This is a genomic window from Oxynema mangrovii CENA135 (assembly GCF_016632315.1).
GTDB lineage: Bacteria > Cyanobacteriota > Cyanobacteriia > Cyanobacteriales > Laspinemataceae > Oxynema > Oxynema aestuarii.
The window spans coordinates 1,195,037-1,211,969 of record NZ_JAEOXH010000002.1; the positions used below are offsets into that span (position 1 = coordinate 1,195,037).

Below are 16,933 nucleotides of genomic sequence, written 5' to 3' on the forward strand. Positions count from 1 at the left end.
GGATTACAGAGTCATGGCGCGTCTGGCACTGCTGAGTACATCTGATAAAACCGGGTTAGTAGAATTGGCCCGTCACCTCGTTGAGGAGTTCGAGTTCGACCTCATCAGCAGTGGTGGGACGGCAAAAGTGTTGAAAGAAGCGGGATTACCTGTGACCAAAGTTTCCGATTACACCGGATCGCCGGAAATTTTGGGCGGTCGCGTCAAAACCTTGCACCCTCGCATTCACGGCGGCATTTTGGCCCGTCGCGATTTGGCCGAAGATCGGGCAGATTTGGACAATAACGACATTCGCCCCATCGATCTAGTCGTGGTTAATTTATATCCGTTCGAGCAAACGATCGCCAAACAAGGAACGACCCTGGCGGAGGCGATCGAAAATATCGATATCGGCGGACCGACCTTATTGCGCGCCTCGGCGAAAAATTACGCTCATTTAACCGTATTGTCCAATCCAGCGCAATACGAGGCGTATCTCGGCGAATTGCGCGCCAAAAACGGCGAAGTTTCCCTAGAATTCCGGCAAGCGTGCGCCCGCGAGGCATTTTGGCATACGGCGAGTTACGATCGCGCGATCGCCACGTATCTCAGCGAACAACCCCTCGAAAACGTTCCCGAAAGCTTGCCGCAACAGCAACATTTCGGCATTGCCGGATCGTTGATGCAGTCCCTCCGCTACGGCGAAAACCCCCATCAATCCGCCGGATGGTATCAAATCGGCGCGCAACCGACGGGATGGGCCGCCGCCGAGAAGTTGCAGGGGAAAGAACTCAGTTATAACAACTTAGTCGATTTAGAAGCCGCCCGCCGCATTATTTGCGAGTTTGTCGGTCCGGAGAATTCCCCTGCCGCCGCCGTACTCAAACATACCAATCCCTGTGGCGTGGCGATGGGTGAGACCTTGGTAGAAGCCTATCAGAAAGCCTTTGCTGCCGATTCCGTGTCCGCTTTTGGCGGAATTGTCGCCTTAAATCGGGCGATCGACGCAGCAACGGCCACGGAATTGACGAAAACCTTCCTCGAATGCGTCGTCGCCCCCGCTTGCGAACCGGAAGCGGCAGAAATTCTCCAGAAAAAGTCAAAAGTCCGGATTTTAACCCTTTCCGATTTAACTACCGGACCGAAACAGACCGTCAAGGCGATCGCGGGCGGATTTTTAGTCCAGGACTCGGACGATGCTGTAGAAAATCCCCACAACTGGGAAGTGGTGACCGAGAAAAAACCCAGTGACGACCAACTGGCGGAACTTCTGTTCGCTTGGAAAGTCGTCAAGCACGTTAAATCTAACGCAATTTTAGTCTCGCGCGATCGCGCCACCTTGGGCGTCGGCGCCGGACAAATGAACCGAGTTGGGGCGGTCAAAATTGCCCTGGAAGAAGCCGGAGATCGCGCCCAAGGCGCCATTTTGGCCTCCGATGGCTTTTTTCCCTTCGACGACTCCGTAAGAACGGCGGCGGCGGCAGGCATCACCGCGATCGTCCAACCGGGGGGCAGTATGCGCGATCGAGACTCGATCGCCGCCGCCAACGAACTCGGCATCGTCATGGTATTGACGGGAATGCGGCATTTCTTACATTAATCTAGCTCGGGCATCGGGCCGACTTCTAGAAAAGACAAAATGAATTCTGTGGGGCAGGCATCGGGTCTGCCCGTTACTCCTCTCCATTCCCCCTTGATTCTCCTTTCAATAAAGCCTAAAAATATCCTCTCATCTTGACGATCTCATCTTGTTAAAATTAGGAATAAAAAATATGCTCGATCGCGCCCCTTTACTTCCCAACAACTGGCAAGAATGGATTGCCAAGCATAAATCTCGCAAGATTGCCGACGGTGAAATCGTCAACGCCATGATCCAACAAGGCATTGACATTAGAATAGCGACAGCAGCCGTTAAAGAAATTATTCCTACCGAGAACAACAATGGCGATCGCGCTGCCGAGGCCAAAATTGCACAACTCGAAGCCAAAATCGCCCAACAAGCCGAACAACTCAAAACCTTAAAACTACAACTCGATATTTATTACGATTTAGAACAAATCGAACCCAATTTCGGCAAAATTGAACGGCGATCGGGGTTATCTCGTCAAGAATTCCTCGAAAACTATTACGCCAAAAATCGCCCCGTCATCTTGACCGATATCGTTCCCCAGTGGCCAGCTCATTCACGGTGGACTCCCGACTATCTCAAGGAAAAATACGGTCATCTCGACGTTTCCGTTCAGTACGATCGCGACTCCAACCCGCTTTATGAAATCGAAAAAGAAAAACATCAAAAAACGATGAAATTAGGCGAATATGCCGATCTCGTCGTCAATGGCGGTAAAACAAATCAATATTATATGGTTCCGTTTAACGCCAATATTCTCAAAGATGAATTTCAAGGTTTATTTGAAGACGTCCAACTCTCCGACGACTATTTCGATCGCAGCTTAGGACGCGAACGTTTCTCATTTTGGTTCGGTCCGGAAGGAACGATTACCCCGCTTCATTTTGACCTGATGAATAGTTTTCTCTGTCAGGTTTACGGACGCAAGCGGATGCGACTGATTTCGCCCAACCAAAAACATCTCATGTACAACTACATGAGTTTCCACACCCCGATCGATCTCGACCGTCCGGATTTTACAAAATACCCTTTATTTAAAAATGTTAACGTCATCGACGTCGTGATTCACCCCGGTGAAGCGATGTTTGTTCCGGCGGGGTGGTGGCATCACGTCACTGCTTTAGATATTACCATTTCCCTCTCGGTGATGAATTTTATTTTTCCGAACGGTTACGACCACTTACTCAGTAAAAATTACGAGATTTAGAAGGAAAGCGATCGCGGACTATGCAAGCGGATTTAAACTCTATCGATCTAACAATTTTACTGCGTGGCGGTCATCAATGCCAGCTTTCTGTCTCGCCAGATAGCGAATTGCTGCGTTCTTTGTTCGAGGCGTTAGCCAACGGCAAATCTGAAGACTATCGGGGGGAGTTATTCAAAATTCCTTTAGAAGAAGGGCGATCGACCTTGTATTTTCCCCCACAATCTTTAGTGGCGATCGCCACTCAGCCCACAATTGACCTGCATTCCTTATTTCCAGAAACAGAAGCACCACAAAAAGGTTTATCGTTTCCGCCAAGAACCCTGAAAACTGAATATATTCAAATTGAAAACTTTCTCGATCGCCAATCTCATCAAACCCTGACCGATTACGTTATCAACCATCAAAATGATTTCCGGAGATCGCCCCTTTACCGTCCTTACCCGCATTCCTTTGCAAGCTTGCGAACCTTATTAGTAGACCGTTTAAAGGCGATCGCCCCCGATATCCTCAGTAAATTGGGAATCCCTAATTTTCCGATCGCCGAAATTGAAGCCGAATTGACTCCGGAGATCGCCGTCCCACAACTGCAAACAAATGGCGATAATGACGCCCCGGAAACGCAAAGGCGATCGGTGAGTTTTCTCTATTTCTTTTATCCCGAACCGCGAGGATTCATGGGGGGACAGATTCGTCTTTACGACACGCAAATCAAAAATAATGTTTGCGTTCCTGCCAAATCTTATCAAACTATCGAGGCGAGGAATAATTCGGCGCTATTTTTCTTGAGTCCCAGCCCTTATGAAATGCTAGAATTGAAACCGCGATCGGCCAACATGGCAGACCACTGCTTTATCTTCAGAGGGTGGCTGTGTCGGGGGGAGACCAAGCGGGGATAGAAAGTAGGGATAGAACGTCGAGAGTTCGCTTCTCGCATCAAGATTCACTCGAACGAGAAACTACAAACCATCACTAAGAATTATGAGCGCAACTACGCAAAATATCGAGTCTCAAGTTCACGTTATGATGTTGATTGAAGGGGGACATCAATGCGAATTGTCTCTCAGTTTTGACTCGCCATTATTACTAGAATTACTCGAAGCGTTGCAAAACCGTTCTCAGGGAGAAACAGAAAATAATCGCCTCTTTCAAATTCCCGTAGATGAGGGGCGATCGATGTTATATTTTCCCAGTCATTCGATCGTGGCGATCGCCACCGATCCGCCGTTGACGTTCGGCGAAACAGGCGAACTTAAAGAAATGACTCAAATGGTTCAATCCCCGCCCGAACCGACCCCCACGCCGCAAACGGCGACCCCGCAAACTCAGGCGCAAAGTACCGCCGATCCCGACCCCAGCAATGGTCCAGTTTTAATCGAATCTCGTTACTTCCAAATCGAAAACTTTTTAACCCCAAAAGAACATAATCGCTTATTAAATTACGTCCTGAACAAAAAATCCGAATTCGTCCAAAGTACGGTATCGAGTGGCGACCCGGAATATCGCAAATCCCTACTTTTATTCTATTTTGAAGATTTCGCGGAACTGATTCAAGCCCGCCTCAAACAAAATTTCTCGACGATTTGCAAGGAGTTGGGAATTGGCGAGTTTCCCATCAGTCAAATTGAAACCCAAATCACCGCCCATAATGACGGGCATTATTATAAAGCCCACAATGACAACGGCGACGAAAAAACTGCAACTCGGGCGATCAGTTACGTTTATTATTTCAACCGCGAACCGAAACAGTTCTCGGGGGGAGAATTAAAAATTTACGACAGTTGGAAGCACAACGAATCCTATTACACGATGGCGGCGGAATCGTCGAAAGTCGTGCAACCGTATAATAACAGTATTGTCTTTTTCAGTAGTAGTTGCTGTCACGAAGTCCAACCCGTTCGCTGTTCTTCTAATGATTTTGCAGACAGTCGCTTTACCCTCAACGGTTGGATTCGTTATTGAGGGTCTGGAAGTTGCCGAATGAAGAGATTTCATCGGCTTTTACGGTTTTGCTAGGGAATGAAGGCGAAAACGGCGGCGGGAGATCCGCTACCCTTTTGCAGGCGCAAAATACCGATCGCCAATGTGGTTCCCGTCGGGGGAAGACGGTCTAAATTAGCGAGATTTTCTAAAACAATGCCCTGTTTTGCCAAAATTTGACGATTGGTGGCGAAGCGATCGTCTCGTCCGGGATCGACGCCGTGAGTGTCGGTTCCGACGCCGCCGATTTGCCGTCGTTCGAGTAAAAATTGGCTGGTTTCCGCCGCAAAACCGGGGAAATGGCGATCGTTGATAAATTGTTCCCCAGAAGCCCACCGTTGTTGCCAACCCGTGTATAAGAGAACGACGCTACCGGGGGCGATCGCGCCGTGTTGGGCTTCCCAGGCGAGGATGTCGGTAATTGCTACAACCGAGTCCGGGTCGGCGATCGCGCGATCGCGCCAGTCGAGAACCACCGCCGGGACGATTAAAGATTCGGCGGCATAAGCATCGATACCGACGCCATCGGTATAAAAACTGTTGGGGGCATTGATGTGAGTTGCGCTATGTTCTCCCATCGAAAAGCGCCGCAAATAATAGCTGTCTTCCGGCAGTTGGGCGATCGCCTCGAACTCGACCGGGGGATCCCCGGGCCATCGCGGGATCTCGGGGTGAATGGGGTGACTGAGATAAACCACTTGAGAATAAAAAATCTGTTTCATAGCGGGTCAAATGATTCCCTAAAATTATTTAAAATTCTTCCCCAAACGAAGTATTGGCAGGGATCTACGCGGGGACAAATCGAGTCCGAATCCCTTCGGAAAAATCAACGGTTCTCGGTAAGGATATACTAGCCCTTGACACGCTTATGATGTTTGTTGAAATTGTCAGGGGAAAGGAGAATCATGCAAGAGCTCAAACACATCACCGCTTGGGTTAAAGAACAATATGCAGAAAGTTATTTACTCACTTGGCTGTTAAGTCAGCCGGGGTTATGGTGGTGCGATGGAGAAATTTATGAGGCGGCTTTGCTTAAAGATGGCGATCGCCTCAAAGCGTTGATTCAAAAACACGAACAAAGCGAATTACTCACTGGAATTACCGAAAAACTCGCCCGCGATGAAAGCTGGGATGCCCTCGCCAGCAGTCTGACCCGCATTTTTGAGGTGTATCAAGAAGAGCTGACAAAATTGCAAGATGCCCGCCGCAAGCGTGAAATTTTGCAACGGCGTCAGGGGGGCAATCAGAAAAATTCCGGCGACGGTTGGTCGCGGGAAGTGTCGAAACCGTTACCGCAACCCCACGCCGACCCCCTGACGGGAATCGATGGCTGAGTGGGGACGGCGATCGGCAAAAACTCGGCGAAATCGTTAAATTATGTCAATGACAAGATTTCGCGCAATATCGATCGCCATGCTACACCGATTCACACGAATTGTTTTGACTTTAACCTGCTGCGTCGCCCTCCTCGCCACAGTTTGGGGAGGGTCTACCCCGGCGAACGCGGCCCCGATGGCCTTTAGCGAAAACCACAGCGCCCTTGAAGTGTTCCGCGAGGCGTATGAAAACCGCTATACCTGGGACGAAGACTTTCCCGGTTACCAGGCGGCGGTGGAGGTCAACTGGAACGGGGAGACCTATCGCGGTCAACTCCGTCTCGATGCGGATTTGAACGGCGAAGTCACGGGGATTGATAACCCGGAAGTGACGAAGGAAGTGTCGCAACAGTTGAATATGTTGGCGACTCACCGACACGCGGTTCCTTTTGAACGCGCCCACGAGGAAGAAAGTTTTAATTTCGGAGAAATCCGCAATAATGGCGCGGTCGAAATCGATCAAATTGGGGGAACGCCATCTTATTATTTGGTGCGCGATCGCAAAATCGTGCAAGTCAATCGCTTGATGGGTGAAGTGGCGGTTAAAGTCGATTTATTGGGCGATCGCGATACGCCAAACGGCTATCTCGGCACCCAATATCGCGCGGTATTTACGGCAGATGCTACGGGAGAAACCTTAGCAAAGGTTAATTTTGAAGATTTTTACGACAAAATCGGGGATTACTATATCCCAACTCGCCAAAAAATTGAAACCGTAGAAACGGGGAAAACCAGTCAGGTCGAAATCGATTTGACGGACGTGCAGTTATTATCCTAATTCCCAAAAAAGACCCGATCGCCTCTCTTGATATTGAAGACGGGCGATCGGGGGGTGGAATTTTAGATTTTAGATTTCAAAATAATCTTTCATTTCCACAGAAGCGTGCAGCTACAGCATTTTCCTCTGCTATGCAAGACATTTAGATCCCCCTAAATCCCCCTCGCCAGGTAGGGGTTTGGTTACCAAACCCCTACTTTCCTCGTTCCCCCCGAAATCCCCCCAACCCCCCTTTGAAAGGGGGGCGAAGGGGGGATAGGGGGATCGGCGCTGTACCTCATCAGACGCCCGAGTGCAGCTAACCAGCCCTCAAGCTACTATCTTGCAGACAATCTTGTAGAGAAAAAAGAGCTTGAGGGAAGCAAAAATCGAGCAAAATCGCTTACAACTGCGATCGCACGAAGCGTTCTAAACGATCCATCCCTTTCTCGATCGTCGGTAAGTCCGTCGCATAGGAAAGGCGGATGCAATCGTCGGCGCCGAAAGCGATTCCGGGAATCGTCGCCACATTTTCCCGGTCTAATAATGCCTTGCAAAAATCGAGAGATTTCATCCCCGTTTGGCTGACATTGGGAAACACGTAAAACGCGCCTTTCGGTTCGGGACAGGTCAATCCGGGGATAGCTTTGAGGCGATCGAGAATGTAGGTGCGCCGTTTGGCAAAGGCTTGGCGCATTTCTTCGACGCAATCTTGGGATCCTTCCAGGGCGGCGATCGCCCCGTATTGAGCAAAGGTGCACACATTCGAGGTACTGTGACTTTGCAGGGTACTCACCGCTTTAATTAACTCTAGCGGTCCGGCGAGAAATCCCAATCGCCATCCGGTCATCGAGTAGGCTTTGGCAAAACCGTTACTAATAATCGTCCGGGCGAAGATTTCCGGTGATAACGAACCGATGCTGACTTGTTCGGCGTCGTCGTAGATAATTTTTTCGTAAATTTCGTCAGAAACCACCAAAATATCGCGTTCGACAACCACTTCGGCGATCGCGCGCAATTCTTGGGGAGTATAGACCATCCCGGTGGGATTGGACGGCGAATTGAGGACTAACAAGCGCGTTTTCGGCGTGCAAGCGTCGCGCAACTGTTGCGGGGTGAGTTTGTAGCCGTTTTCCGCCGTGGTATTGACAATTTTGGGAGTCCCTTCGGCGAGTTTGACCATTTCCGGGTAACTCAACCAATAGGGGGCCGGGATAATGACTTCATCGCCGGGATCGAGCAGGGCGACCATCAGGTTATAAAGGGAATGTTTGCCCCCGTTGGTGACGATCGTATTCTCGGCTTGATAGTCGAGTTGATTTTCTGTTTGCAGTTTCGCGGCGATCGCCGCGCGCAATTGCGGATCGCCAGCAGCCGGGCCGTATTTGGTTTTTCCCTCATCCAGCGCTTTTTTGGCGGCAGCTTTAATATGGTCGGGCGTGTCAAAATCCGGTTCGCCCGCGCTAAAGCTACAAACATCGATACCTTCCGCCTTCATTGCTTTGGCTTGGGCGGAAATCGCTAAGGTGAGGGAGGGAGTCACCTGACCAACTCTTGCTGCCAGCTTCATGCCTAATTCTGTTAACTGTTTACGAATTTGCTTCGACCGCAATATTCTACTTTACTGGCAACGGCTCTAACTCGCTAGAGATGTCAGCCGATCGTAACATCGAGCTAATCGAGAATGCTGCGGCGATCGGCTAAAGCATTTACCGGGACGGGAGAGCTGGGTAAAACGCTGTTGCAGTGGCGATCGCTGCGTTCGGAACAGGCTTCGTTCCGTTCGGAGACTTCGGCGAGGGTCTCGGACCGCATCGCACTTGCCGAAACCGAACGAACTGGGTTCGCCTCGGGGCTGGGGTTTGAGGAAAGGGCGCGATCGCCCAGCGACGCCTTCGGCGTATCGCCGCCGTGAACCCGTTCGTCGCTCATTTTGACTGATTCGGACAGTTGAGAACCGACGGTTACGTATAATAAACCCGTCAGCACGACAGCCAGCAGCAAACGATGCAACGGTTCGGGAGTGCGATCGCCTTCGTTGTCTGAATAAGAGTCTGGAATGTAGTGTTTCATTATCGGCCTCCCGAATCGGTATTTCGAGCTAAAAAAGATGCCAGTCGATATCAGTTGCACCCCGATTCATAAAGGCTCCGGAAACCTTTTAATAATAGTTAGTTAAGGATCCGCATTCATTTTTTCAAAAAGTTTTTCTTGACTTTTTAGGGTATTTGTGCATTAACTAAAAACCAAGGAGCTGACAGTCCGTTTCCGGTTGCCAGCCGTTGAGAAACTGCCTTCAGTTTCTCCCATTACTTCTATGTTTTAAGACTTTTGCACCCCGACAGTTGTTTCCAATGCGACGGACTGGATATTCAACTGTCAAACTTTGCTCAATAACCCTCGAATTGTCGAGTTCTTTACAGATTTTCCCGGGGAAATTATCGTAGATTCCCGCAGGAGCGATTGAGTTATCCTCATTTTCTCGTAAGGATCGGGTTTTGTCAGTGGCGATCCTTAAATATTCATTTAATCTTTACAAAATCCGTAAATTTGAGGCGATCGGATTGAAGCAGATTTTAGTGGGGAAAGCCCTTCGGCAACGCCGCACTTATCTAGGGTTCGAGGTCGAGCAGCGTTGCAGGGGCAAAAAGGTCAGGGAAGTGCGCCAGGGTCGAACGGGACTCTAATCCGTGGTACTGGCAAAATTGAGCGTATCTTGCAACAAAATATGGTGGGTGAAATCGACAGTCACCCGCACAATGCGCTTGCCAAAAGGTTGCCCGAGGTCTTGATATTCGGCATAAACGGGATAGGTGCCGTCGCCGATGCCCGTAGAAACGGCGACCCCGGCTTCAAATAAGGGGGTGCGACCGTGGGAGATCGCCTCTAGAACCGCATCTTGATTGGGGAAGGGCGCGTAAAGTTGACCGCCCATGGCTTCAGTATGGTGAGTGGCATTGTGGGCGCCGGAGAAGGAAAAATCTTGGGCGCGATCGCTCCCGTCGGGAAGATTATCTTGCCACAATTTCAAATAGGACGGATCGGCGATCGCCACCATACCGCAATCGACGGCGACGTAACCGAGCAAACGGCGTTCGATCCCGTTGCGTTCGCGAGACGATCGCCAGTCCCCATCGGCGCCGGGTTGGTCTGCGGACGCCCCGTTGAGACTGGCGCCGAAGGGATAGTCTTCGCGGTCTCGTTCTACTTCGAGATACCCATCGCGATCGAAAAAGCGGGTTTCGTAGAAATCGTAGTGGGATTGCATCCCCGGTAACTCGCCGAGATAAAGCGGTTGGACTTGCTCCCATTCGAGGGCGGGAATTTCGAGGAGTTTGGCGAGTTGGCGGGTGCGTTTGTGAGCGGCTTTGCGTTTTTTATGCTCGAAGCGCAGCATTTCTCGTACCGCCACCCATCCGGAAGGGGTATAGCCTCGGGCGTCGTAGAATTCGAGTAAAACGATGCGATAGGAATCTAAAGGATAGGGATCGGTGTCGAGATCGGGCGATGCGATCGCCGGATCGAACCCGTAGACCGCGATCGCCGCCAAACAACGATCTCCGGGTATCGGGGTAATGAGGTGTTTTTGTTTAGGCATAGATTGGCTGATAGGGAGCCTCAATAATACGCGAGCGCGATCGCCCATCGTCCCATAATTCATCCCGTTTGTCTTTTCCAGTTTTCCAGGAGCGACGGAGGAGGCGACCGACATGGTCTTGAGCCATTAAATTCGGCTTTTCCCGAATGCCACCCGCCTAAAACCTTTAATTTTGGCAAAATCTGTGGCAAAACCTGGCGAACGCGCGCGAGGAGCCGCCCTTCAGCCCCGATCTCTCTACAGTTGGACTCTCTCGGGACATGAGGACGAGACCTCGAGGGGATTCGGGCGATCGCCGAGAGCGATTTGGGTCGGTGAATTATCGCGTCCGCTCGATTATATGACGATCGCCGAGGTGGCGATCGTTAACGCCACAATTTGCAATAGTTGCCATCGTTGCCATTGTTTTTTGGGCGATCGGCACGAACAAGAACCCCGAGCGATCGCCGATCTCCTCACCCTCGACTCGGCAAAAAAGAGGCGGTCAGCCTTGCTAGCTCACCGCCGACGCGCGATCGTGGTTCAAAAATCTTGTTTCAAAACAGATCTTGTTTCAAAACAGATCGAACCGGAAACCTCAAATCCCTACTGAACCGCCAATGGTTTCGGAGTCAACTGCGCTTGTAACGTAGACAGCGCTTGCTTGTAATAAGGGTCTTCGGAAGTCCCAATCAAATCCGGATTGGTCACTAATTGTTGTCGTTGCGTCCCGCTCAGTTCGATCGTAATATCAGGCGTAATGCCCTTATGACTGATATCCGTGCCGTCGGGAGTATAGTAGTGGGCGATCGTCACCGTCAACCCAGACCCGTCCGACAAGCCGTGAACCGACTGAACCAACGCCTTACCAAAGGTTTGCGTACCGATAATCGTAGCCCGTCCGTTATCTTTGAGCGCACCCGCTAAAATTTCGCTCGCACTCGCCGAATTGCTATCGACCAACACCGCCAGAGGTTTCTCGGAAATCGCCGTGTGATTGGCGTTAAAATCCTGACTGTGTCCGCCGCGATCCACCGTCCGCACGATCGCCCCGTTATCCATCCACATTTGCGCGATCTCGATACTCGCGTACAACAACCCTCCCGGATTGCCGCGCAAATCCAGCACGAACGCTTGCGCGTCCTGTTCGTCCAACGTTTCGATCGCCCGTTTCATCTGTTCCGCCGCATGGGAACTAAATTCTTTCAAACGGATATAACCGACCTTCGTCCCCCCTTCCTGGTGTAACGTGTAGTTCACCGCCGCCAGCTCGATTTTGGCTCGCGTCAGGGTCAAGTCGAACGGTTCTTCACTCGGACGCCAAATCTGCAAGGTCACCTGAGTTCCCGCCGTTCCCCGAATCAATTCCGCCGCTTTTTCGACGCTCATATTTTCGGTGGACTTTTCATCGATCGCCAGAATCCGATCCCCCGCTTGAATTCCCGCTTCCAGCGCCGGAGAATTTTCTAACGGTTCGACCACCGCAATCCGTCCCGTGTCTTCGTCGAGTTGCAATCGAATCCCCACCCCGGTCAGTTCCCCTGCGGTTTGACTGGTTAACGCAGCATACTGAGCCGGATCTAAAAACCGAGTGTAGGGGTCGTTTAACTGTTCTAACGCTTCGCGAACGGCTCGATAAGCTTCTTCTTGAGAACTGTAATTGCGGTCGAGCAGTTCGGCGCGGGTGGCTTCCCAATCAGTTTGGTTGAAGGAACCATCTACATAGTCTCGATTGACAATTTGCCAAACTTCATCGACCAACATTTTGGGACTGTTGTCCAATTCGGCCCGCACGGCCCGCGATCCGAGGGGGGTCAGTAAGGAGAGGGTCGTGCTAGTGGCGACGGCGCCAGCAAACAGGACGAGGTGGAAGAAGCGAAAACGGTCGGATTGTCGAGTCATTTAAATTAAGCGAGGATATGGGTTGACGGCAACAAAACGGATTCGGTCAGCTCGGGATCGGCGATCGCAACGCGCTCAAACGGCGCACTTTTGAAGAGAAATAATCTTAAAGTCGAGAAAAAAAGCAGAGAGAAAATGGGCAGATCCGCAGGAGTGGGTTCGATCGGCGCAGATGCGAGCCTTTTTCAAGGGGCTTGGAGATTCGGGGACTAGATAAATACCTGTCGATCCAAGCGCAACAAAACCGTAGCTTTTTAGTGCTGAAGATAACAATTCAATCGGAGTAACGGTCGGCAGTCCTAGGATAAATCGAGGATTATGTTTAAGATAACCTAGCCAAGGGGCTAATTGGGGAAAGTTTTGTGACAGGTTGCTAAGCGTCCATGCCCGTAACCCCCTCGTTCGCCCTACTCAACACTGACTTCACAAACCTGCAATCGGTTTCCGGAGTCGGTTTTGCTGCTTTTTCCGAGCCGCGATCGCGCCGATCCCTGTCACCAGTCTAGCTAGAATAATGTTGAGATCGTCTAGTGCTACTCAAATCTGGATAAGATCTCAACACAGTGCAATTGACTCGGAGCGATCGCCCGTGCAAGCCAAAGTCAAATCTTTTCCCAAAACCAAACTCCCCTTACTGCTCAACAGCGCGATCGTCGCGCTTGCTTTGGTCGGCGTCGTCGCCTTGCAGCAACTTCAACTGGATCGTCCCCCCCAATCGACCCTCACCCCCGAACAACAACAACAACAATGGGGTTTGCGATTGCAATTACTCGAACGAACCCCCACCCTCGATTTCGATAACGTCATCGCCGATTGGACGTTTTTAAACTTCATTCAATATTTTGGCGACGACCCGGCTCGCTTACAAACAGGTTACGATCTCAATGACGATTACTTCAAACTGATTACCCAACTCGACCCGCGTTTTGTCGAGATCTACTTGTTTCTCTCCAGCGCCATTTCCTTCTACCAAGCCGATCCTGAATTGAGTATTCAACTGATGGATCGCGGAACCGACGCCCTCAGTCCGACCATGCATCCTGATGCCTTTTTAGTGTGGCGCTATAAAGGCTTGGATCAATTACTCCTCCTCGGGGATATTCAAGGGAGCGTTCGGTCTCACGAAATGGCCGCGCGTTGGGCGCAAGCTTCCGGCAATACCGAACTCGCAGAAATCTACCGCCGCACTGCTGAATTCCTCAAAACCGATCCGGACAGTACCCGGGTGCGGTTTTGGGGGTGGCAAGAAGTATATTACACGGCCATCGATCGCCAACGCCAGCAAAAAGCCGAAGAAGAACTGTTAAAACTGGGTGCGAAAAAGCAAGTGGATTCCCAGGGTCGCGTCACCTTTATCTTGCCCGAATCCGAATAGTTCTCCCCCTGTGTCATTGTGAAGTTTAAAACGCGACGGCAGCGATCGAAATCAGGACTGAGTTCTGCTCGAAGACGGGTTAGAAGAACTAGACTGGGAAAAAAATTTTATCTGTTAAGCACTTTGGCGTTACTGCTGGCAATTTTGACCGCTACCGCCGTCCCTCACGCGATCGCACTACACGCGGCCCGTCGCGGTCCGGTCGATGCAATTTTGGTTCTCGGTGGCAGCATTCGCCGGGAACTCTACGTCGCCGAAATGGCTAAAACTCAGCCGCAAATTCCGATTTTAATCTCCAGTGGTTCCAAAAATCCCTGTATTTGGTTGATTTTCGAGCGATCGCAAGCGCCGACAGAACGAGTCTGGCTCGAAAACTGCGCCACTTCCACGTTTGGCAATTTTTATTTCAGTTGTCCGATTTTAGAACAGTGGAACGTGAGAAAAGTTAAAGTCATTACCTCGCCGTCGCACTTGCCCCGGGCGAAATGGCTCGCTCAAATTATTTTAGGGGCGAAAGGGATTGCGGTCGAGGTCGAGTTAGTTCGCGAAACCGGAGTTCCCGGAAATCAAGAATTTTGGCTCAAAACCATTTTAGACGTGACCCGCAGTGTGGGGTGGGCGGCGATCGCCCAATTCCATTCGCCGCAACCGTGTACTCGCCTCACTAACTTATCCGACGTCGATATGGATCGGTGGTACGAGGTGGGTTTCGAGTGCGAGCATCAAGCCAACCTCGACGAAAACCAACCGCCTTAAACTCGCCTACAGGTTCGTTTCCAAGCCCTCCTGCGACGAGGCGACGATCGCCGCCGCATGGGCTTGCAACGTAGGGACGGAAACCGAATAAAAATACTGCCGATGAAACTGTTCTTCGCGAACGGCGGCGAGGAAATGAGCCCGAGTCCGCTCCAGATCGCCGACGGCATCCGAGATCGGGCGCAAACCCCGCCGTAACTGCACCTGGGGATTTTGAGAGACGATCTCGAAGCCCAGGTGAGAGAGAGCCTGCAAGCATAAGTCTAAAGTCCGATCGCCGATTCCCAGTACCTCACATAAATCCTCGCGTCCGACCCGTTCCCCAGTGCGGCTGAGATCCTCTGCCCGGTCGATCGCCTCGGTCCAGACCTCGATCGCGTCGAGTAAATTCGGCGGGTCGTAGGCGATCGCCAACGGTCGGCCCGACCGCCACGCCTCGTGACACCAGAATTGCATCTCGTCCCAACTTTTGGGACACTCGCGCAAGATCGCGGCGCGATCGCCCTGCACGTCTCGTTCCTCTTGCGGGCGATCGCGCCAGTCCAGGATCTTCAAATTCCTGGGCGTAGCCCCCTCGGACGATCCCGCTCGCGCCGCGCGCAAGGCCACGATTCTCACTTGATATTTTTTCTGATAGGCATTGAAATCGAGTTCGACGATCGCATCGCAGCGCGTTTCCGGAATTTCCTCTTTGTAATGTCCCCACCATAGCCCCGGAAAGCCCTGCGGCTCCGTTTCGTCGCAAATTTTAAACTCGGTCTTGATATATTTAATTTTATTCCCTTTTAAATCTTTAATATTTTTATTCCAAACCTGTTTGAACCAACAATTCTCGATCAGTAATTGCGGGACGGGATTGCCCATCCCGCAAGGTTCCAACAGTCTCAATTCTCGAAATAAATCTTTCCCCAACTCCGCCACCGTGCAGGTTAAATCCACCGGAATTCCCGAGGCGGCGATCGCCTCATTCTTCCCAAACTGCTCCCGTAGTTCGCGATCGATCCCTTCTTGAAATAACGGAAAATTTTCCACCGCCAAACTCAACCCCGCCGCGTAGGGATGACCCCCAAAACGATGCAATAGATGTGCTTGTTTGCGAACCAATTCATAAAGGTCGATGCGATCGACCGATCGCGCCGACCCTCGGGCAAATCTCACCGCCCGATCGCCCCGGTCCGGATCGACGCGCAGTAAAATCGTCGGTTTGCCGTATTCTTGGGCCACCTGTCCCGCGACCAATCCGAGCACCCCGGCGGGCCATTGTTCGTCCGCGATCGCGATCGCCGTCGTCGTAGACAAATCCACCCGTTCGAGTCTTTTCGAGACCTGCTTGAGGGTATCTTGCTGCAATTGTTTGCGCCGCGTATTCGCTAACTCCGTTTCTTCCGCCAGTTCGCGAGTGCGTTGGCGGTCGCGACTGGTGAGCAGTTCCACGCAAAACGACGCATCCCCCTGAATGCGACTGACCGCATTGATGCGCGGACCGATTCCGAAAGAAATATCCGTGGGGCGATCGCCGTTGCGGTTGCACAAGTCCAATAAATAACCGATTCCCGGACGGTGGCGATCGCCTTCCGGTTTTTTATACTCTTGCTGCAGCCGTTGGATGCCCACTTGCGCCAGATAACGGCAATCGCCGCGCAATTCGACCAAATCCGCAATCAATCCGATCGCGACTAAATCCAACAACGTTTCTAACGAATCTTGGGGGACTTCCGGCAGGGTTAGATAAAGTGCTTCGACCAACTTATAGGCGACGGCGACACCGGAGAGGGTGGCGAGTGGACTGTCCGCCGGGAGCGATCGCGGGTTGACCAGGGCGACGACGGGCGGGCGATCGGGTAATAACGTGTGATGGTCGGTGACGATCGTATCGATTCCCCGTTCGTTCCCCCGTTCAATTTCGGCGAGGTTGGTACTGCCCGTATCGCACGTGACGATCAGGCTGACCCCCGATCGCGCCAAGCGCTCGATCCCCGCTTCGTTGAGACCGTGAGATTCGCTCAAACGGTTGGGGATGTAGTAAGAAAGCTGGGAAGGGCGATCGAAAAACTGACCCAAACCGTCCCATAACACGCTGGTCGCCGTCACCCCGTCGGCGTCAAAATCCCCCCAAATGGCCACCTTTTCGCCCCGTTCTCGGGCAAGCTGGAGGCGATCGACGGCCCGGTGCATTTCCTCGCCGAAGGCAAACGGATCGGACGGGGCGTACTGTTCGGGGTCGAGAAATTGAGCCAAGGCGGGCAAGTCGCGAATCCCGCGTTGCCACAGCAGTTGAGCCGCGTAGCGTCCCGAACATCCCGGAACGTACTCGCGGACGGCATCGAGAAATCGATCCGGCACTTCGACCGGGGATTCGATTTGCCAGGGGCGATCGGACTGAGACACGATCCTTTGGGC

The 16,933-nt window shown here is 51.7% G+C and carries 15 protein-coding genes; 8 read left to right on the forward strand and 7 right to left on the reverse strand.

Annotated features, from left to right (window positions below):
- Positions 1-13 precede the first annotated feature (13 nt).
- From purH to JJD41_RS18820, 4 genes are all read left to right on the forward strand, one after another.
- Positions 14-1,579 (forward strand): bifunctional phosphoribosylaminoimidazolecarboxamide formyltransferase/IMP cyclohydrolase, encoded by a 1,566-nt coding sequence (purH, locus tag JJD41_RS18805; protein ID WP_200669019.1) that lies wholly within the window; start codon positions 14-16, stop codon positions 1,577-1,579.
- Positions 1,580-1,727: 148 nt separating this feature from the next.
- On the forward strand, positions 1,728-2,813 hold the full coding sequence (locus tag JJD41_RS18810) for a cupin-like domain-containing protein (RefSeq protein WP_234488914.1): 1,086 nt from the start codon (positions 1,728-1,730) through the stop codon (positions 2,811-2,813).
- A 20-nt stretch (positions 2,814-2,833) separates the two neighbouring features.
- Positions 2,834-3,709, forward strand: a complete 876-nt coding sequence (locus JJD41_RS18815; protein WP_200669021.1) for a hypothetical protein — start codon at positions 2,834-2,836, stop codon at positions 3,707-3,709.
- 82 nt (positions 3,710-3,791) lie between these two features.
- Positions 3,792-4,772, forward strand: coding sequence for a 2OG-Fe(II) oxygenase (locus JJD41_RS18820; protein WP_200669022.1), 981 nt, complete (start codon positions 3,792-3,794; stop codon positions 4,770-4,772).
- A 50-nt stretch (positions 4,773-4,822) separates the two neighbouring features.
- Here the strand turns inward: JJD41_RS18820 and JJD41_RS18825 are convergent, their stop codons facing one another.
- Positions 4,823-5,512: a cyclase family protein gene (locus tag JJD41_RS18825; protein ID WP_200669023.1), complete on the reverse strand. Its 690-nt coding sequence runs from the start codon at positions 5,510-5,512 to the stop codon at positions 4,823-4,825.
- A 183-nt stretch (positions 5,513-5,695) separates the two neighbouring features.
- Between JJD41_RS18825 and JJD41_RS18830 the strand changes: the two genes are divergently transcribed.
- Positions 5,696-6,124: a hypothetical protein gene (locus tag JJD41_RS18830; RefSeq protein ID WP_200669024.1), complete on the forward strand. Its 429-nt coding sequence runs from the start codon at positions 5,696-5,698 to the stop codon at positions 6,122-6,124.
- 49 nt (positions 6,125-6,173) lie between these two features.
- Positions 6,174-6,944, forward strand: a complete 771-nt coding sequence (locus JJD41_RS18835; protein WP_200669025.1) for a DUF3386 domain-containing protein — start codon at positions 6,174-6,176, stop codon at positions 6,942-6,944.
- A gap of 382 nt (positions 6,945-7,326) precedes the next feature.
- Here JJD41_RS18835 and JJD41_RS18840 read toward each other — a convergent pair whose 3' ends face one another.
- From JJD41_RS18840 to ctpB, 5 genes are all read right to left on the reverse strand, one after another.
- Complete coding sequence (locus tag JJD41_RS18840; protein ID WP_200669026.1) at positions 7,327-8,493, reverse strand: pyridoxal phosphate-dependent aminotransferase; 1,167 nt, start codon at positions 8,491-8,493, stop codon at positions 7,327-7,329.
- A gap of 104 nt (positions 8,494-8,597) precedes the next feature.
- On the reverse strand, positions 8,598-8,996 hold the full coding sequence (locus JJD41_RS18845; protein ID WP_200669027.1) for a hypothetical protein: 399 nt from the start codon (positions 8,994-8,996) through the stop codon (positions 8,598-8,600).
- A 610-nt stretch (positions 8,997-9,606) separates the two neighbouring features.
- Positions 9,607-10,521: a DUF4241 domain-containing protein gene (locus JJD41_RS18850; protein WP_200669028.1), complete on the reverse strand. Its 915-nt coding sequence runs from the start codon at positions 10,519-10,521 to the stop codon at positions 9,607-9,609.
- Positions 10,514-10,648: a hypothetical protein gene (locus tag JJD41_RS25455; protein WP_255547357.1), complete on the reverse strand. Its 135-nt coding sequence runs from the start codon at positions 10,646-10,648 to the stop codon at positions 10,514-10,516. The genes JJD41_RS18850 and JJD41_RS25455 overlap by 8 nt, the downstream gene beginning before the upstream one ends.
- A 458-nt stretch (positions 10,649-11,106) precedes the next feature.
- Positions 11,107-12,402, reverse strand: a complete 1,296-nt coding sequence (gene ctpB, locus JJD41_RS18855) for a carboxyl-terminal processing protease CtpB (protein ID WP_200669029.1) — start codon at positions 12,400-12,402, stop codon at positions 11,107-11,109.
- A 589-nt stretch (positions 12,403-12,991) separates the two neighbouring features.
- On the opposite strand from ctpB, the gene JJD41_RS18860 reads away from it, so the two are divergent.
- Positions 12,992-13,777 carry a hypothetical protein gene (locus tag JJD41_RS18860; RefSeq protein WP_200669263.1) on the forward strand — a complete coding sequence of 262 codons (786 nt, stop codon included), beginning with the start codon at positions 12,992-12,994 and terminating at the stop codon, positions 13,775-13,777.
- 144 nt (positions 13,778-13,921) lie between these two features.
- A complete protein-coding gene (locus tag JJD41_RS18865) occupies positions 13,922-14,533 on the forward strand; it encodes a YdcF family protein (RefSeq protein ID WP_234488915.1) in 612 nt (203 codons plus the stop codon).
- A 6-nt stretch (positions 14,534-14,539) separates the two neighbouring features.
- Here the strand turns inward: JJD41_RS18865 and recJ are convergent, their stop codons facing one another.
- Positions 14,540-16,921 (reverse strand): single-stranded-DNA-specific exonuclease RecJ, encoded by a 2,382-nt coding sequence (gene recJ, locus JJD41_RS18870; RefSeq protein ID WP_200669031.1) that lies wholly within the window; start codon positions 16,919-16,921, stop codon positions 14,540-14,542.
- Positions 16,922-16,933: the final 12 nt, after the last annotated feature.